Raw genomic sequence first — 15,798 nt, 5'->3', positions numbered from 1 at the left:
CACATTCGCCGATCGCACCAACTTACCTGGCGGAACGGCCAATCGCCGCCGCAAGACCGAGGCCCGCCCGATGCTGAGCCCACAGTGGCTGGATGAACTGCGCGCGCGAATCACGCTTTCGAGCGTGGTTCAGCGCACGACCAAGCTCCAGCGGGCCGGGCGCGAGTGGAAGGCCTGCTGCCCGTTTCACAACGAAAAGACGCCCAGCTTCACCGTCAATGACGAGAAGGGCTTCTATCACTGCTTCGGCTGCGGGGCGCATGGCGACGTGATCCGCTGGATGACCGACCAGCGCGGCCTCTCCTTCATGGATGCCGTGAAGGAACTGGCGGCGGAAGCGGGGCTGGAGGTGCCCGCCCCCGATCCCCGCGCGGCACAGGCGGCGGAACAACGCGCCGGGTTGCATGATGTGATGCAGGCCGCGCAGGACTGGTTCGTCGCCAGTCTGCGCGGCCCGCGCGGCGCGAAGGCACGCGAATACCTCGCCGGGCGCGGCTTCGACGGGCACACTGTGGAGCGATTCGGCTTCGGCTATGCGCCAGAGGACCGGCAGGGGCTGCGCGAGGCGCTGAGCGAATTCGAGCCGCGCATGCTCCTCGAATGCGGGCTGCGGATCGAAGTGGAAGGCCGCGATCCCTATGACCGGTTTCGCGACCGGCTGATGCTGCCGATCCAGGATGCGCGCGGCCGGGTGATCGGCTTCGGCGGGCGCATCCTCGACAAGACGAAGACCGACGCGCCCAAATATCTGAACTCGCCCGATACGCCGCTATTCGACAAGGGGCGGACGCTGTTCAACCTTCACCGCGCAGCACCGGCCGCGCGATCCTCCAACCGGCTGGTGGTGGTGGAAGGCTATATGGACGTGATCGCCCTCGCCCGCGCCGGCATTGCGGAGGCGGTTGCGCCCATGGGCACCGCACTGACCGAACGGCAGCTGGAACTGCTGTGGCGGGTGAATGACAAGCCGATTCTCTGCTTCGATGGGGATGCGGCCGGCCAGCGCGCGGCCATGCGTGCGATCACTCGCGCCCTGCCCCTGCTGCAGCCCGGCCGGTCACTGCAATTCCTGCGGCTGCCCGAGGGGCTCGACCCGGACGATCTCATCCGGCGCGACGGACCACAGGCGATGGAGCGGCTGCTGGCCGAGCCGCAGAGCCTGCTCGAAATGCTGTGGCTGCAGGAACGCGAGTCCGCCCCCCTCTCGTCACCGGAAGAAAAGGCCGGGCTCAAGGAGCGGCTGATCGCGCATACCGAGGCGATCGGCCACCCCGATATCCGCGCACTCTATCGCCGCGAGCTGATGGATCGCTTCTCGGCCTTCGCCTTCCCCCCGCGCGAGAAGCGTCCGTTCCAGCCGCAGCGCAGGCAGGGTGGCAAGCCGGCTTGGGGCCAGCTGACGATCGGCCAGCTATCTCCCGAACGGCGCGAGGAGATGAAGCGCGCGGTCGCCGGGGGGGCGCGTGATGCGCTGACCCAGGCCGTCCTGGCGGGCCTCGCCCGCCATCCGGGCGAGATTCCGCGCCATGCCGAAGCGCTGCTGGCGCTGCGCCCCGCCGATGCCAAATTCCACGAAACCGTGGATCGTTTAGTGGAATGGTCCGAAGAGCTTGAAGCGGATGGGATTCATCCCATATCCCCTCCTGAACACCTCGCGCCGCCGCCGGATAACGCCCGATTCTCCTTCCTGATGGAAGGCTCCGATCCGCAGGCCGCGTGCGAGGATTTGGCGGAAGCGGTTTCCCTGCTGGTCGAAAGGCCGGCGTTGGAGGCCGCGATCGCCGCTGCCACGGCCCGTTTTGCAATCGATCCGGAAGGCGCCTTCGAAGAGCAGCAGATGCTGCGGAAACGAAAGCTGGCTTTCGAGTCGCGACTCGGGCAAATGGCAAGGAAACGCGCTGCTTACGTGGCGCAGAGGGATGATCCGCCCGCGCCGGATGCAGCGGATCGGGGCGAACAGGAAACAGGTTGAACGATTAAATGGCGTCCGAAGCCAAGACCTCTCAAAACGAAGATGCACCGCTGATCGACCTCAACGAGGCGTCGATCAAGAAGCTGATCGCGAAGGCGAAGCGCCGCGGCTATGTCACCTATGACGAGCTGAACGAGGCGCTGCCCTCCGACCAGATGAGCCCCGACCAGATCGAGGACATCCAGACGGCTTTGTCCGAAATGGGCGTGCAGATCGTCGAGAACGACGAGGACGCGCAGGACGACGAAGACGGCAATGCGGAAGAGGCTTCCGCTGCCGAAGAGGACGAGGACGAGAGTTCCGACGAGCCCAAGAACGTCCCGGAAAAGAAGAAGAAGGAAACGACCGAGCGGACCGATGATCCGGTGCGCATGTATCTGCGCGAAATGGGCGCGGTGGAACTGCTCAGCCGTGAAGGCGAGATCGCCATCGCCAAGCGCATCGAAGCCGGTCGCGACACGATGATCATGGGCCTGTGCGAAAGCCCGATCACCTTCCACGCCATCATCATGTGGTCCGAAGCGCTCAACAACGGCGAGATGCAGCTGCGCGAGATCCTCGATCTCGATGCCATGCTGTCGAAAGAGCCGCCCGTCGACAAGATGGAAGAGGGCGAGGACGACGACAGCGGCGAGATCAGCGAAGAGACCGCCGGCCCCTCCATCCGCGAGGATGACGAGGAAGAGGATGAGGAAGAGACCTCTGAGGACGACGAGGAGGGCGAAGGCTCGTCCCGCCGCCGCGAGGAGGAGGACGAGGACGACAACACGCTGAGCCTCGCTCAGATGGAAGCGGCCCTGAAGCCCGAAGCGCTGGAGCGCTTTGCCCGCATCGCCGACCTTTTCAAGAAGTTCGAGAAGATCCAGGCCGATCGCGTCTCCACGCTCGGCAGCGGTGAAGACTTCCCCGCCGCGAAGGAAAAGCAGTACGAGAAGCTGCGCGAGGATCTGACCGCCGAGGTCGAAAGCGTGCAGTTCCACGCGACCAAGATCGAATATCTGGTCGACAATCTCTACGCCTTCAATCGCCGGCTGACGGCGCTTGGCGGGCAGATGCTGCGCCTGGCCGAACGGCACAAGGTGAAGCGCGCCGATTTCCTCCAGCACTATATCGGCAACGAGCTCGATGAAGGCTGGCTCGCCAACATGTCCAAGAAGGACAAGAAATGGGCGGCCTTCGCGGAGAAAGAAGCCGACGCGGTGGAGCGCATCCGCGCCGAAATCGCCGACATCGCAGCCGCCACCGGCATGAGTCTCAACGAGTTCCGCCGCATCGTGAACATGGTGCAGAAAGGCGAGCGCGAGGCCCGCATCGCGAAGAAGGAGATGGTGGAGGCCAATCTCCGCCTCGTGATCTCAATCGCCAAGAAGTACACCAACCGCGGCCTGCAGTTCCTGGACCTCATCCAGGAGGGCAATATCGGCCTGATGAAGGCGGTCGATAAGTTCGAATATCGCCGCGGCTACAAGTTCAGCACCTATGCGACCTGGTGGATCCGCCAGGCGATCACCCGCTCGATCGCCGATCAGGCGCGCACCATCCGTATTCCGGTGCATATGATCGAAACGATCAACAAGCTGGTGCGCACAAGCCGCCAGTTCCTGCACGAGCAGGGCCGCGAGCCCACGCCGGAGGAAATGGCCGAGCGCCTCTCCATGCCGCTGGAGAAGGTTCGCAAGGTGATGAAGATCGCCAAGGAGCCGATCTCCCTCGAAACGCCGATCGGCGACGAGGAGGATTCGCATCTGGGCGACTTCATCGAGGACAAGAATGCGGTCATCCCCGTGGATGCGGCCATCCAGGCAAATCTCAAGGAAACCGTAACCCGGGTTCTCGCCAGCCTCACTCCGCGCGAGGAGCGCGTGCTGCGCATGCGCTTCGGCATCGGCATGAACACCGATCACACGCTGGAAGAGGTCGGGCAGCAGTTTTCCGTGACGCGCGAACGAATCCGCCAGATCGAAGCCAAGGCGCTGCGGAAGCTCAAGCATCCGAGTCGCAGCCGCAAGATGCGCAGCTTCCTCGATCAGTAAATATCAGGCCCCGCTTCGGCGGGGCCTTTTCATCGGGGCTGCTTGCCGGCTTCCCACTACGGCACCCGAGCGGTTACCCCGCTGCCGCGCCATCCTCCGCCGGCACCCACACAGCCCCCTTGATGAAGTCGATCTTTCCGCTCGCATCCAGGTGGTAGAGGATCAGGAACTCGACATCCACGCTGACTCCGGCTGGGACTGGGGTCATGCCTGAATAGCCGCGCGCCTCGAGAACCTCGGGCGAAAGATCGCGCAGGCCGGTGAAGCGGATCACCACATTGGCAACGAAGCCGTCCTTCCCCGGATAGAAGCCGCGAAAGATCACCTCTTCGCGGCAGTATTCGTGGAAGAAGGCGTAGAAGGCACGGAATGCGGGCTTCCCGTCGACGCGGAAGCCTGCGTTTTCCAGCACGAAATCGTCGGCAAAGAAGGTTTCCAGCGCGGCATAATCGCGCGCGTTGAAGGCCGCGATGTAGCGGTGATAATCGTCCTCGGTCATGGACAGCCGATGTAACGCAGCAGAGGCGGCAGGCAAACCGCCCACCGATGCCACATGGCCACGATAGCTGCGCTGGCGCGGGTAAAAGCCCATTTGCTGTGGCAGGACGGTGCGCGAATGCTTATGGGGCCGGCATGAAGATCGCGATCGCTTCCGACCACGCCGCCTTCGATCTCAAGCGCGAGCTTGCCGCCTGGCTGCGTGAACAGGGCCATGACGTGGCCGACCTCGGACCGGAGAGCGACGCGCGGGTCGATTATCCCGATTTCGGCTACAAGCTCGCCCAGTATGTCGCGGCAGGCCATGCGGAGCGCGGGATCGCGCTGTGCGGCAGCGGCATCGGCATCTCGATCGCGGTCAATCGCCATCCGGCGCTGCGCTGCGCCCTGGTGACAGAGCCGCTCTCGGCGCGGTTGTGCCGCGAACACAATGATGCAAACGCCATCGCCATGGGCGCCCGCCTCGTCGGGATCGACATGGCCAAGGCCTGTGCCGAAGTCTTCCTTTCCACACCCTTTGCCGGCGATCGCCACACCGCGCGCGTCGCCAAACTTTCGACCATTCCGCAGGACGTCCGTTGATGAGCACCAATCCCGCCGCCACCGATCCGCTGCAGCGCTTCTGGCATGACAGCCTGGAGGACGCCGACCCGGCGGTCGCCGCCATCATCGGCCGCGAACTCGGCCGGCAGCGTGACCGGATCGAGCTGATCGCGAGCGAGAACATCGCCAGCCCTGCGGTGCTGGAAGCCACCGGATCGGTGTTCACCAACAAATATGCCGAAGGCTATCCCGGCCGCCGCTATTACGGTGGTTGTGATTTTGCCGACGAGGTGGAGACGCTGGCGATAGAGCGGGCGAAAAAGCTGTTCGGTTGCCAGTTCGCCAATGTGCAGCCGAATTCCGGCAGCCAAATGAACCAGGCCGTGTTCCTGGCGCTGCTGCAACCGGGCGACACCTTCATGGGGCTGGATCTCGCCGCCGGCGGCCACCTCACCCATGGCTCGCCCGTGAATATGAGCGGCAAGTGGTTCAACGCCGTGCCTTATGGCGTGCGCCGCGAAGACCAGCTGCTGGACATGGACGAGATCGCCCGCCTTGCGCGCGAACATCGGCCGAAGCTCATCATCGCTGGCGCCACGGCCTATCCCCGCCATTGGGATTTCGCCGGCTTCCGCGAGATCGCCGACGAGGTGGGCGCCTGGCTGCTGGTCGACATGTCGCATTTCTCCGGCCTCGTCGCCGGCGGGGCGCACCCTTCCCCCTTCCCTCACGCCCATGTGGTGACGAGCACCACGCACAAGAGCCTGCGCGGCCCCCGCTCTGGCATCATCCTCACCAATGACGAGGCGTTGGCGAAGAAGTTCAACTCGGCCGTGTTCCCCGGCATGCAGGGCGGGCCGCTGATGCATGTGATCGCTGCCAAGGCCGTGGCCTTTGGCGAGGCCCTGCGCCCCGAGTTCAAGACCTATGCTGCCTCCGTCGTGGAGAATGCCAAGGCGCTCGCCGCCAGTCTTGAGGAACATGGCCTGCGGATCATCTCCGGCGGCACGGACAACCACCTCATGCTGGTGGATCTGACGCCCAAGGACGTGACCGGCAAGGCGGGCGAGAAGGGCCTCGACCGCGCCTTCCTCACTTGCAACAAGAACGCGATCCCCTTCGATCCGCTGCCGCCCGCAAAGACGTCGGGCGTACGGCTCGGCACGCCGGCGGGCACCACGCGCGGCTTTGGCCCGGCGGAGTTCCGCAAGGTCGGCGCGCTGATCGCCGAGGTGCTCGAAGGCATGCGCCACAACGGCGAAGAAGGTGACGCGCAGGTGGAAGAAAGCGTCCGCCGCCGCGTGTCCGAAATGTGCGAGGCTTTCCCAGTCTATCCAGGGCGGTGAGCAAAATGAACGAACAACGAGATCCGGAAAGCGGCGATCTGATCGGTGAGGCGACCGAGGAGATCAAGGGCATGGCGCGCGAGGGGATGGCCCATCCTTCCACCAAGCCCGTATTGGTGGGCGCTGCCGTGGGCGCTGCGGCGGGCGCGATCCTGCCGGTAGTTTCCTGGCCGCTGGGCCTGGTCGCCGGGGCAGGCTTCATGCTCTATAAGAGGCTGCGACCCTGAATGCGCTGCCCCTTCTGCGCGCATGATGACAGCCAGGTAAAGGATTCGCGCCCCACCGAAGACAACAGCGCCATCCGCCGGCGCCGCCAGTGCACCAGTTGCGGCGCACGCTTCACCACCTTCGAGCGCGTGCAGTTGCGGGAAGTGATGATCGTGAAGAGCGGCGACCGTCGCGAGCCGTTCGACCGCGCCAAGATCGAACAATCGGTTGCCCTCGCCTGCCGCAAGCGCGGCGTCGAGCAGGAACGGATCGATCAGCTGGTGTCCGGCATCCAACGGCAGGTGGAGACGGCGGGGGAAAGCGAAATCCCCTCCTCCCGCATCGGCGAAATGGTGATGGAAGGGCTGCGGCAGCTGGACAGCGTGGCCTACATCCGTTTCGCCAGCGTCTATCGTGACTTTTCCGAGGCCCGCGATTTCGAGGAATTCGCCAGCACCGTGCGCGATGTCGGCAGCGAGTAACCTCCCCGTCATCGTGCTGGTGCGGCCGCAGCTCGGCGAGAATATCGGCAAGGCTGCGCGGGCGATGCTGAATTTCGGCCTCACCGAAATGCGCCTCGTCACGCCACGCGACGGCTGGCCCAATCCCTCCGCCGGCCCCGCCGCCGCGGGCGCCGATGTGGTGCTGGAACAGGCGCAGGTTTTCGGCAGCGTCGCCGATGCGGTGGCCGATTGCGCGCATGTCTATGCCACGACGGTGCGCAAGCGCGGCGTGACCAAGCCGGTGCTCACTCCCGATGCCGCCGCGCGGGACATCGCCACGGCCGAAGGGCGCAGCGCGATCCTCTTCGGTCCGGAGCGGTCCGGCCTGGAAACGGACGATGTGGCGCTGGCGCGCGCAATCATCACCGTGCCGATCAATCCGCAATTCGGCTCGCTCAACCTCGCCCAAGCGGTGATCCTGTGTGCCTATGAATGGTCGAAGCACCGCGATCTCGTGAGCCCGACCGAGGAAGAGCTGCTTCCGCCTGCCCCGCAGGAAGAGCTGGAGGGGCTGATCGCCCATTTCGAGCGGATGCTGGAGCCCAAGGGGTACTTCCTGCCGCCCAGCCGCGCCGGCGCGACGCGGCGCACATTGCGTTCCATGCTCACCAAGCCGGGCTGGAACCATCTTGAGGTGCGCACCCTGCGCGGCATCCTGAGCTCGCTGGAAAAGCCGGACCGCACCGGCTGATCCGGCCGGATCCGGCAATTGACAAGCGCGGCCAAAGCGGCCATGGGCGCCGTTCGCTATTTGGCCCCGCACCCCGGTGAAGCGGCGGCCGCATCCAGCACTGGGCTGGATGGTGCGATGCCGGGTTGAAGCGCCGCCATCGGGGCGGCGACAGCGAATTAGGAGACGACATCATGTCGAAGCGCAAGAGCGCCAAGCATAAACTCGACCGCCGCATGGGCGAGAACATCTGGGGTCGGCCGAATAGCCCGGTCAACCGCCGGTCCTACGGCCCGGGCCAGCACGGCCAGCGCCGCAAGGGCAAGATGAGCGACTTCGGCCTGCAGCTGCGGGCGAAGCAGAAGCTCAAGGGCTATTACGGCGACGTGACCGAGAAGCAGTTCAAGGCGACCTACAAGAAGGCCGCTGCCATGAAGGGCGACACCGGCCAGAACCTGATCGGCCTGCTGGAGCAGCGCCTGGACATGGTGGTCTATCGCGCCAAGTTCGCGCCGACGATCTTCGCCGCGCGGCAGATCGTGAGCCACGGCCACATTCGCGTGAACGGCGTGAAGTGCAACATCGCCAGCCGCCGCGTGCTGGTGGGCGATGTCGTCAGCCTGGGCGACAAGGCCAAGGAAATGGCGCTGGTGATCGAGGCGCAGAGCCTGCCCGAGCGTGACATTCCGGAATATGTCTCGGTGGACGGCACCGACAAGGTGACGTTCGCCCGCGTTCCGGCGCTGGATGAAGTGCCCTATCCGGTGACGATGGAACCGAACCTGGTCGTCGAGTTCTACTCGCGCTGATCAGGCATGACGCCAAACAAAAAGGGCGGCCCCGCGGGGCCGCCCTTTTTGTTTGTGCTCCTGCTGCGTGGCTAAAGGCGGCCCGTCTCCGGGCCGCCCTGCCCTGTTCAGGCCGCCTGATGCAGATAGACCCCACGCTCGTGCGAGAAGGCCTTGAAGCCGAAGTAGCCGTGATAGCTGCCCATGCCGCTCTGGTTTACACCGCCGAAGGGCAGCTGGTTTTCGAGGTAGTGCGAGAACACCCCGTTCACCGTCACGCCGCCTGACGAGGTGCGCGCCAGCACCTTCTCCACATTGCCCTCGTCCTTGCTGTAGATGTAGAGCGCCAGCGGCTTGTCCCGCGCTTCGATGTAGCCGATCACCTGGTCCAGATCGTCATAGGTCATCACCGGCAAGACGGGCGCGAAGATCTCTTCCTGCAGGATCTTCATCTGCGGCGTGACATTCGTCAGCATGGTGGGATGGATCGTGAGATCCGCCTCTTCCAGCTCGCCGCCCGCAGCCACCGTCGCCCCCTGCGCCACGGCGTCGTCGAACAGCGTCTTCACGCGGTCGAAGTTCGCCTTGTTGACGATCTGGGCCATGGCTTCCTTCTTGATCTTGCCGTCTTCGGCGTAGAGATTCTTCGAGACATTGGCCTTGAAGCCTTCCACCAGCCGCGCCTGCTGGTCTTCCTTCACGAAGACATAGTCGGGCGAGATACAGGCCTGCCCGCCGTTGAACTGCTTCGCATTGGCGAGATCGGCGGCGATCTTGTCGATATCCGCGCCCTCGTCGATGATCACCGGGGACTTGCCGCCCAGCTCCAGAGTCACCGTGGCGAGGTGCTTCGCCGCAGCTTCCATCACGATCCGGCCAACGCGGGTGCTGCCGGTGAAGAAGATGTGGTTGAACGGCAGATCGAGCAGCGCCTGCGCCACGCTGACATCGCCTTCGAACAGCGCGACTTCCTTCTCGTCGAAGGCATCGCGGATGATCTTGGCCGCCACATGCGCAGTCGCCGGGCACAGGTCGGTGAGCTTCACCATGCAGCAATTGCCCGCAGCGACCGCCGCCGCGACCGGGCCGAGCGTCAGGCCCAGCGGGAAGTTCCACGGGCCCAGGATCAGGCACACGCCGCGCGCTTCATAGATGATCCGCGCCTTGTCGGCCGGATTGAGCTGCGGCGTGATCTCAGTGGGCTTCATCCACTCGTCGAGATTGTCGATGTTCCGCTGGATATTGGCGGTGATGTTCATCACCTCAGTGACGCGGATCTCGCCCTCGGGCTTGCGTGTGTCTTCCTGGACCGCGGCGACGATCTCGTCAGCATGGGCCTCCACGGCATCCTTCAGCTTCTGCAGCTTGGCCTTGCGCTGCTCAGCCGTGGTGGCCTTCACATCCCATTGATGGGCCTGCTGCGCGGCGAAGATGCGCGCGATGTCGCTGGCGACATCTGCGGCGGTCTGATTGGCATTGGACATGTGTTTCCGTCTCCGATGAAGTAAATTTTGCAGTCTTCTTGGTGCCCCGCCGCACGAAAGACAAGGCCGGCCTGCAGCCGCTCAGCGACCGAGATAATCACGCCGAAAATCGGCGGCGAAACCCGCGAAGCGCCCTTGCGCAATCGCATCGCGCATGGCCTGCATCAGCTGCTGATAGAAGCTGAGATTGTGCTCGGTCACCAGCATCGCCCCCAGTATCTCGCCGCTCTTCTGCAGATGATGGAGATAGGCCCGCGAATAGGTGGCGCAAGTGGGGCAGGCGCAGCGGGGGTCCAGCGGGCCGGTATCTTCGGCATGCTTTGCATTGCGCAGGTTCACCGGCCCGTTCCAGGTGAAGGCCTGGCCATTGCGACCCGAACGCGTGGGCAGCACGCAGTCGAACATGTCCACCCCGCGCTCCACGGCGCCCACCAGATCGTCCGGCTTACCCACGCCCATCAAATAACGGGGGCGATCATCCGGCAACTGGCCTGGAGCGAAATCGAGAGTGGCGAACATCGCCTCCTGCCCTTCCCCCACGGCGAGGCCGCCGATCGCATAGCCATCGAAGCCGATGTCCGTCAGCGCGTCGGCAGAGCGTTTGCGCAACTCCTCATCCAGCGCGCCCTGTTGGATGCCGAACAGCGCAGCGCCCTCGGCATGCTCGCCGCCGCGATCGAACGCTTCGCGGCTCCGCCGTGCCCAGCGCATGGAAAGCTCCATCGAGGAGGCTATCACATTGCGGGACTGGTCGGCCCGCGGACATTCGTCGAAGGCCATCACGATATCCGATCCGAGCAGACGCTGGATTTCCATCGACCGTTCCGGGGTCAACATATGGCGCGAGCCATCCAGATGGCTGCGGAACTCCACCCCCTCCTCCGTCAGCTTGCGCAGGTCGGAAAGGCTCATCACCTGATAGCCGCCGCTGTCGGTGAGGATCGGCCGCGGCCAGTTCATGAAGCCATGCAGCCCGCCCAGCCGCGCCACCCGCTCCGCCCCCGGCCGCAGCATCAGGTGGTAGGTGTTGCCGAGAATGATGTCGGCGCCCGTGGCGCGCACCGCCTCGGGCTTCATCGCCTTGACCGTCGCGGCCGTGCCCACCGGCATGAAGGCGGGCGTGCGGATTTCGCCGCGGCGCATGGAGATAGCCCCGGTGCGCGCCTTGCCGTCACGCGCGTGAATCGAAAATGCGAAGCGGGTCACAGGAATCAGAAGCCGTAGACGAGCGTGAAGCGCGTTAGCGTATCGGTGGAGAGCTTCCCGTCGGGCGGATTGCTGTCGTAATCCACTGTGTAGGAAAGACGGGTGGAGAAGTGATCGCTCACCTTCGCCTCAAGGCCTGAAGTCAGCAACACGCTGGTCGAAGTGGAATCGACGATCAGCGTGGCCGCGCCGCTGCTGTCCGCCACCATGTTGGCATCCTGCGTGAAGGTCAGATTTTTGTTGATCTTCCAATCGAAATCGAACCCGGCCAGGGCGCCGAAGCCACTCTGGCTGGTGCCTTCCGTATAGTTGACACCGCGCCAGGAAGGTCCTGCCTTAACCGAAAGCTGCAGCGCCCTGCTGTCGAACAGCTTGTACCCGAGGCCACCCGAGAGCGAATAACGCGAGGAGAAGCCCTGGAAGCGATCGCGTTCGAATTGCGCCAGCGCATAGGAGAACAGGCGACTGTTGATCTGGTAGCGCGGTTCGTAGGACGCGAGGTATTGCTCGCGCGAGGTCACGCCATTGCTGCGCTGGTAATCGGCCGTGATGTTGAACCGATGTTGCCAGTCGATGCCGGTGCGTTCGATCGCCAGCGCGAGAGAGACGCCCACGTTGTCGCTATTGCCGGTATTGCGGAAGGCGCCGACCTGGCCCTTTCCGCTCCACCGCTCGAGGAGACCGGCACGACGAATCTCCTCCTCCCTGCGCTTCCGGTCCTGCTCCGCAAGCTCGCGCTTGTGGTCCCGGAACGACTTGAGCACAGCATCCAGTTCTGCCGTGTCATCCGGATTGGTGGCCTTGGCCAGTTCGATAACGGTGCTGACCTTTGCCTCATCGTCCGTCGCAAGGGCCGCATCGATCATCGCCTGTACCGGCTCCGGCACGGCGGCGTGGGCGCTGGAGAGCGGCAGGGCAACGGACAACAGGGCCACTCCGGCACCGGCGGCGGCAAGGCGTCTCTTCGTCATGCCAGGCTTGCTAGCGACTCAGTCGCGCAGCCGCCAGCCGGTACGGAAAATGATTGCGATGATCGCCACGCAGAGTGCGAGGAAACCCATCGTCATCGAGAAAGAGAGCCAGATGTTGAAGTCTGAGGAACCAGTAAAGGTCCAGCGCAACCCGTTCACGAGATAGACGATCGGATTGAACAAGGCGATTGTGCGCCAGGGATCCGGCAGCATGTCGATCGAATAGAAGGTGCCGCCGAGGAAAGTGAGCGGCGTAAGAAACAGCACCGGCACGATCTGCAGCCTTTCCCAGCCATCCGCCCATATGCCGAGGATGAAGCCGAACAGCGAGAAGCTGGCCGAGACCAGCAGGATATAGCCCACGGCGAGCACCGGATGCGCGATCTGGTAATCGACGAAGAGGCGGGCCGTCAGCAGGATGATGGTCGCCAGGATCAGCGATTTCGCCGCTGCGGCGCCGACAAATCCGATCAGCGTTTCCACAAAGCCGACGGGGGCGGAGAGCAGTTCGTAGATCGCCCCGGTGAAGCGGGGCATATAGATGCCGAAGCTTGCGTTGTTGGTGCTCTCCGACAGCAGCGTGAGCATGAGCAGGCCCGGCACGATAAACGCACCATAGGACACGCCGCCGATCTCGTTGATCCGCCCGCCGATCGCCGCGCCGAAAACGATGAAATAGAGCGAGGTGGTCAGCACCGGGGAAACGATGGAGCCAAAGATCGTGCGAAAGGCGCGCATCAGCTCGTTCTTGAAGATCGCGAGCGCGCCGCGGAGGTTCAACGTCATGCCGCTTGTGTCTCCTGCCGCCGTGCTTCCGGCGGCGTTCCACGAGTCTCCAGCAGCTTCACGAAAATATCCTCCAGGCTCGATTCCGCCGTGTCGATGCCGATGAAGTCCACGCCGTCCCGGGCCAGCAGCTTCACCAGTTCGGCCACTTCGCGCTTGCCCTTCCCGGTTCCGTCGCCCCCGCGATAAACGATGCTGCGGCCGCCATCCTCCAAGGTGAGCGGATAGTGCGCCGCGGCGGCGGGCAGAGCGGCGAGCGGCTCGGCCAGCGTAATCCGCGCCTCGGTGGTGCCGAGATGCGCCATGATGGCGGCCTTGTCGTCCACCAGCAGGATCTTGCCCTTGTTGATCACCCCCACGCGATCGGCCATCTCCTCAGCCTCTTCGATATAGTGGGTGGTGAGAATGATGGTGGTGCCCTGAGCCCGCAGCGCATCGATCTGGTGCCACATGTCGCGCCGCAGTTCGACGTCTACTCCGGCGGTCGGCTCGTCGAGGAACAGCAGTTCAGGATCATGCGCGAGCGCCTTGGCGATCAGCACGCGGCGCTTCATCCCGCCGGAAAGTTCGCGAATGCGTGCGTCGCGCTTGTCCCACAGGCTGAGGCTGCGCAGCACTTCCTCGATCCGCGCGCGATCGGGGGCGCGGCCGAACATGCCGCGCGAATAGGCGACGGAGCGGATCACCGTATCGAACATGTCGAAGCTGAGCTCCTGCGGCACCAGGCCGATACGCTGGCGCAACTCGCGCCAATGGTGCCGCATATCTTTGCCGAAGGCGTGGATGGAGCCGCCGGTCGGCCGCACGAGCCCGCAGACGGCGCCGATCAGCGTGGTCTTGCCCGCGCCATTCGGGCCGAGAAGAGCGAAGATCTCCCCCTTCTCGATCTGCAGGTCCACTCCGCCCAGCGCGGTGGTGCCCCCCTTATAGGTCTTGGACAGACCGCGAATGTCTAGAATCGGTTCCGGCACGCGCCGGAAGATGGCGGGCGGCCTGCAATTTACAAGTGGAGGATTTCAGCCCGGTAGCAGCAGCGACGCGTCACCATAGCTGTAGAAACGATATTCCGCTGCAATCGCATGGGCATAGGCGGCCTGCATCCGCTCCAACCCCATCAGCGCACTCACCAGCATGAACAGGGTGGACTTGGGCAGGTGAAAATTGGTCATCAGTCCGTCGATCGCGCGGAAGCGATAACCGGGGGTGATGAAGATGGAGGTATCGCCTGCGAAGGGGCGGATCACGCCGTCCTCTCCAGTGGCGCTTTCCAGCAGGCGCAGACTGGTGGTGCCCACGGCGATCACGCGCCCGCCGGCACGCCGCGCGGCATTCAGCCGTTCGGCAGCCGCCTCGCCGATGCGGCCCCATTCGGCATGCATCGCGTGGTCCTCTGTGTCTTCGGCCTTTACCGGCAGGAAGGTGCCCGCCCCGACGTGGAGGGTCAGCGTTTCGCGCCCGATCCCTGCGTCATCCAGCGCGGCAAGGAGGCCGGGCGTGAAGTGCAGCGCGGCCGTGGGCGCCGCCACCGCGCCATCCTCCCGCGCGAAAATGGTCTGGTAATCTTCCCGGTCGGCCTCGTCGGTCGGGCGCTTGCCGGCGATATAGGGGGGCAGCGGCATGCGCCCCGCACGCTCGAGCAAGACCTCAACCGGCTCTTCTCCCGCGAAGGCAAGCCTCCAGCTGCCGTCGGCGTGCCGTTCTTCAGCGATGGCCGAAACCCCGGCGGGGAAAGCAATTTCGTCGCCGGGGCGCAGGCGCTTGCCGTTGCGGATGAAGGCCTGCCAGCGCCGCAGATCGATCCGCTTGTGCAGGGTCGCCCCGATCCGCGCTTCGCCCCGCCGGCCTTCAAGCTGCGCGGGAATCACCCGCGTGTCGTTGAACACGAGCACATCGCCCGGCCGCAGCATCGCGGGCAGGTCGCTCGCCCGACGATCGAGCAACGGCCCCTCCGCCGGCACCACCAGCATGCGCGCGGAATCGCGCGGCCGCGCCGGGCGCAGGGCTATCCGCTCGGGCGGAAGCTCGAAATCGAACAGATCAACGCGCATAAGTCAGGCCCGCCGCGATCGGCGCGGCCGACATCAGCCGCCTTGCGGCGACGACGACGGCTGCTGGCCGGAGAGGATCGGCCGGGGGCCGGCGCCCGCATCGGGGAATTTCTGCGGCTTGTTGTCCGAAGCAATCGACGCCTGGACGATATAGGTCGGTTCGGCCGGCGGCTCGCCGCGGTGAATGGCATCCACCGCATCCATGCCGGAAATTACCCGGCCGAAATTCGTGTAGGTCCGATCGAGCGCGAACCGCGGGTAGAACACGATGAAGAACTGGCTGTTGGCGCTGTTCTCCGCCGCTGCGCGGGCCATGGACACGGTGCCGCGCACATGCGGGAACTTGTTGAACTCGGGCTCGAGATCCGGAAGCTCCGAGCCGCCGCGGCCGGTGCCGGTGGGATCGCCGGTCTGCGCCATGAAGCCATCGATCACGCGGTGGAAGATCACCCCGTCATAGAACCCCTGCCGCGTCAGCTCCTTGACCCGTTCGACATGATGCGGCGCCCAGTCCGGCTTGAGGCGGATCGCCACGCGCTGGCCGTTGGACAGGTCGAGCAGCAGGATGTTGTCCGGATCATGCGACAGATCGGGATCGACCCAGGCGCTGGGCTGCTGCTGTTCGGCCGGGGCGGCAGACGCTTCCTGCGCGAAGGCCGAAGCCGGGGCAAGCGTGACGGAGAAAGCGAGCGCCGCGATGGCAAGGCGTTTGATCATGGGGTCTCGAACTGATGAGAAATTTC

Annotated in this window: 16 protein-coding genes; 8 read left to right on the top strand and 8 right to left on the bottom strand. The window is 64.7% G+C overall.

The annotated features are described in order from the left end of the window. The first annotated feature begins 70 nt into the window (after positions 1-70). Both dnaG and rpoD read left to right on the top strand, forming a co-directional pair. Positions 71-1,972 carry a DNA primase gene (gene dnaG / locus AEB_RS09440; RefSeq protein ID WP_119082964.1) on the top strand — a complete coding sequence of 634 codons (1,902 nt, stop codon included), beginning with the start codon at positions 71-73 and terminating at the stop codon, positions 1,970-1,972. Positions 1,973-1,980: 8 nt separating this feature from the next. Next, positions 1,981-4,005 (top strand): RNA polymerase sigma factor RpoD, encoded by a 2,025-nt coding sequence (gene rpoD, locus AEB_RS09435; protein ID WP_119082963.1) that lies wholly within the window; start codon positions 1,981-1,983, stop codon positions 4,003-4,005. Between the two features lie 73 nt (positions 4,006-4,078). On the opposite strand, the gene AEB_RS09430 is transcribed toward rpoD, so the two are convergent. Next, positions 4,079-4,597 (bottom strand): nuclear transport factor 2 family protein, encoded by a 519-nt coding sequence (locus AEB_RS09430; protein WP_231958644.1) that lies wholly within the window; start codon positions 4,595-4,597, stop codon positions 4,079-4,081. A gap of 41 nt (positions 4,598-4,638) precedes the next feature. Between AEB_RS09430 and rpiB the strand changes: the two genes are divergently transcribed. The 6 genes from rpiB (at position 4,639) to rpsD (ending at position 8,581) form a co-directional block, all read left to right on the top strand. Further along, positions 4,639-5,085 carry a ribose 5-phosphate isomerase B gene (gene rpiB, locus AEB_RS09425; protein ID WP_119082962.1) on the top strand — a complete coding sequence of 149 codons (447 nt, stop codon included), beginning with the start codon at positions 4,639-4,641 and terminating at the stop codon, positions 5,083-5,085. Next, positions 5,085-6,392, top strand: coding sequence for a serine hydroxymethyltransferase (gene glyA, locus AEB_RS09420; protein WP_119082961.1), 1,308 nt, complete (start codon positions 5,085-5,087; stop codon positions 6,390-6,392). The genes rpiB and glyA overlap by 1 nt, the downstream gene beginning before the upstream one ends. 5 nt (positions 6,393-6,397) lie before the next feature. After that, entirely contained in the window at positions 6,398-6,619 is a 222-nt protein-coding gene (locus AEB_RS09415; RefSeq protein ID WP_119082960.1) for a hypothetical protein, read from the top strand. Next, on the top strand, positions 6,620-7,081 hold the full coding sequence (nrdR, locus tag AEB_RS09410) for a transcriptional regulator NrdR (RefSeq protein WP_119082959.1): 462 nt from the start codon (positions 6,620-6,622) through the stop codon (positions 7,079-7,081). It abuts the gene before it with no gap. After that, the gene (locus AEB_RS09405; protein WP_119082958.1) at positions 7,065-7,793 is read left to right on the top strand and encodes an RNA methyltransferase; all 729 of its coding nucleotides are present in this window, start codon (positions 7,065-7,067) and stop codon (positions 7,791-7,793) included. Before nrdR ends, AEB_RS09405 begins: the two co-directional genes overlap by 17 nt. Before the next feature lie 173 nt (positions 7,794-7,966). After that, a complete protein-coding gene (gene rpsD / locus AEB_RS09400) occupies positions 7,967-8,581 on the top strand; it encodes a 30S ribosomal protein S4 (RefSeq protein ID WP_119082957.1) in 615 nt (204 codons plus the stop codon). 107 nt (positions 8,582-8,688) lie between these two features. On the opposite strand, the gene AEB_RS09395 is transcribed toward rpsD, so the two are convergent. The 7 genes from AEB_RS09395 to AEB_RS09365 all read right to left on the bottom strand — a co-directional run bounded on the left by AEB_RS09395 (position 8,689) and on the right by AEB_RS09365 (position 15,772). Continuing rightward, positions 8,689-10,044 carry an aldehyde dehydrogenase family protein gene (locus AEB_RS09395; RefSeq protein ID WP_119082956.1) on the bottom strand — a complete coding sequence of 452 codons (1,356 nt, stop codon included), beginning with the start codon at positions 10,042-10,044 and terminating at the stop codon, positions 8,689-8,691. A gap of 81 nt (positions 10,045-10,125) precedes the next feature. Next, entirely contained in the window at positions 10,126-11,250 is a 1,125-nt protein-coding gene (tgt, locus tag AEB_RS09390; protein WP_119082955.1) for a tRNA guanosine(34) transglycosylase Tgt, read from the bottom strand. Positions 11,251-11,255: 5 nt separating this feature from the next. Then, complete coding sequence (locus AEB_RS09385; RefSeq protein WP_119082954.1) at positions 11,256-12,221, bottom strand: DUF481 domain-containing protein; 966 nt, start codon at positions 12,219-12,221, stop codon at positions 11,256-11,258. An 18-nt stretch (positions 12,222-12,239) separates the two neighbouring features. Further along, the gene (locus tag AEB_RS09380; protein ID WP_119082953.1) at positions 12,240-13,007 is read right to left on the bottom strand and encodes an ABC transporter permease; all 768 of its coding nucleotides are present in this window, start codon (positions 13,005-13,007) and stop codon (positions 12,240-12,242) included. Beyond that, complete coding sequence (locus AEB_RS09375) at positions 13,004-13,978, bottom strand: ABC transporter ATP-binding protein (protein ID WP_119082952.1); 975 nt, start codon at positions 13,976-13,978, stop codon at positions 13,004-13,006. Before AEB_RS09375 ends, AEB_RS09380 begins: the two co-directional genes overlap by 4 nt. A 45-nt stretch (positions 13,979-14,023) precedes the next feature. Next, positions 14,024-15,055: a tRNA preQ1(34) S-adenosylmethionine ribosyltransferase-isomerase QueA gene (queA, locus tag AEB_RS09370; RefSeq protein ID WP_119082951.1), complete on the bottom strand. Its 1,032-nt coding sequence runs from the start codon at positions 15,053-15,055 to the stop codon at positions 14,024-14,026. Positions 15,056-15,088: 33 nt separating this feature from the next. After that, positions 15,089-15,772, bottom strand: coding sequence for a peptidylprolyl isomerase (locus AEB_RS09365; protein WP_119082950.1), 684 nt, complete (start codon positions 15,770-15,772; stop codon positions 15,089-15,091). Between the last annotated feature and the right edge of the window lie 26 nt (positions 15,773-15,798).

Origin of the sequence: Altererythrobacter sp. B11, assembly GCF_003569745.1 — a bacterium.
GTDB lineage: Bacteria > Pseudomonadota > Alphaproteobacteria > Sphingomonadales > Sphingomonadaceae > Croceibacterium_C.
This window is presented reverse-complemented; position numbering and strand designations above follow the sequence as displayed.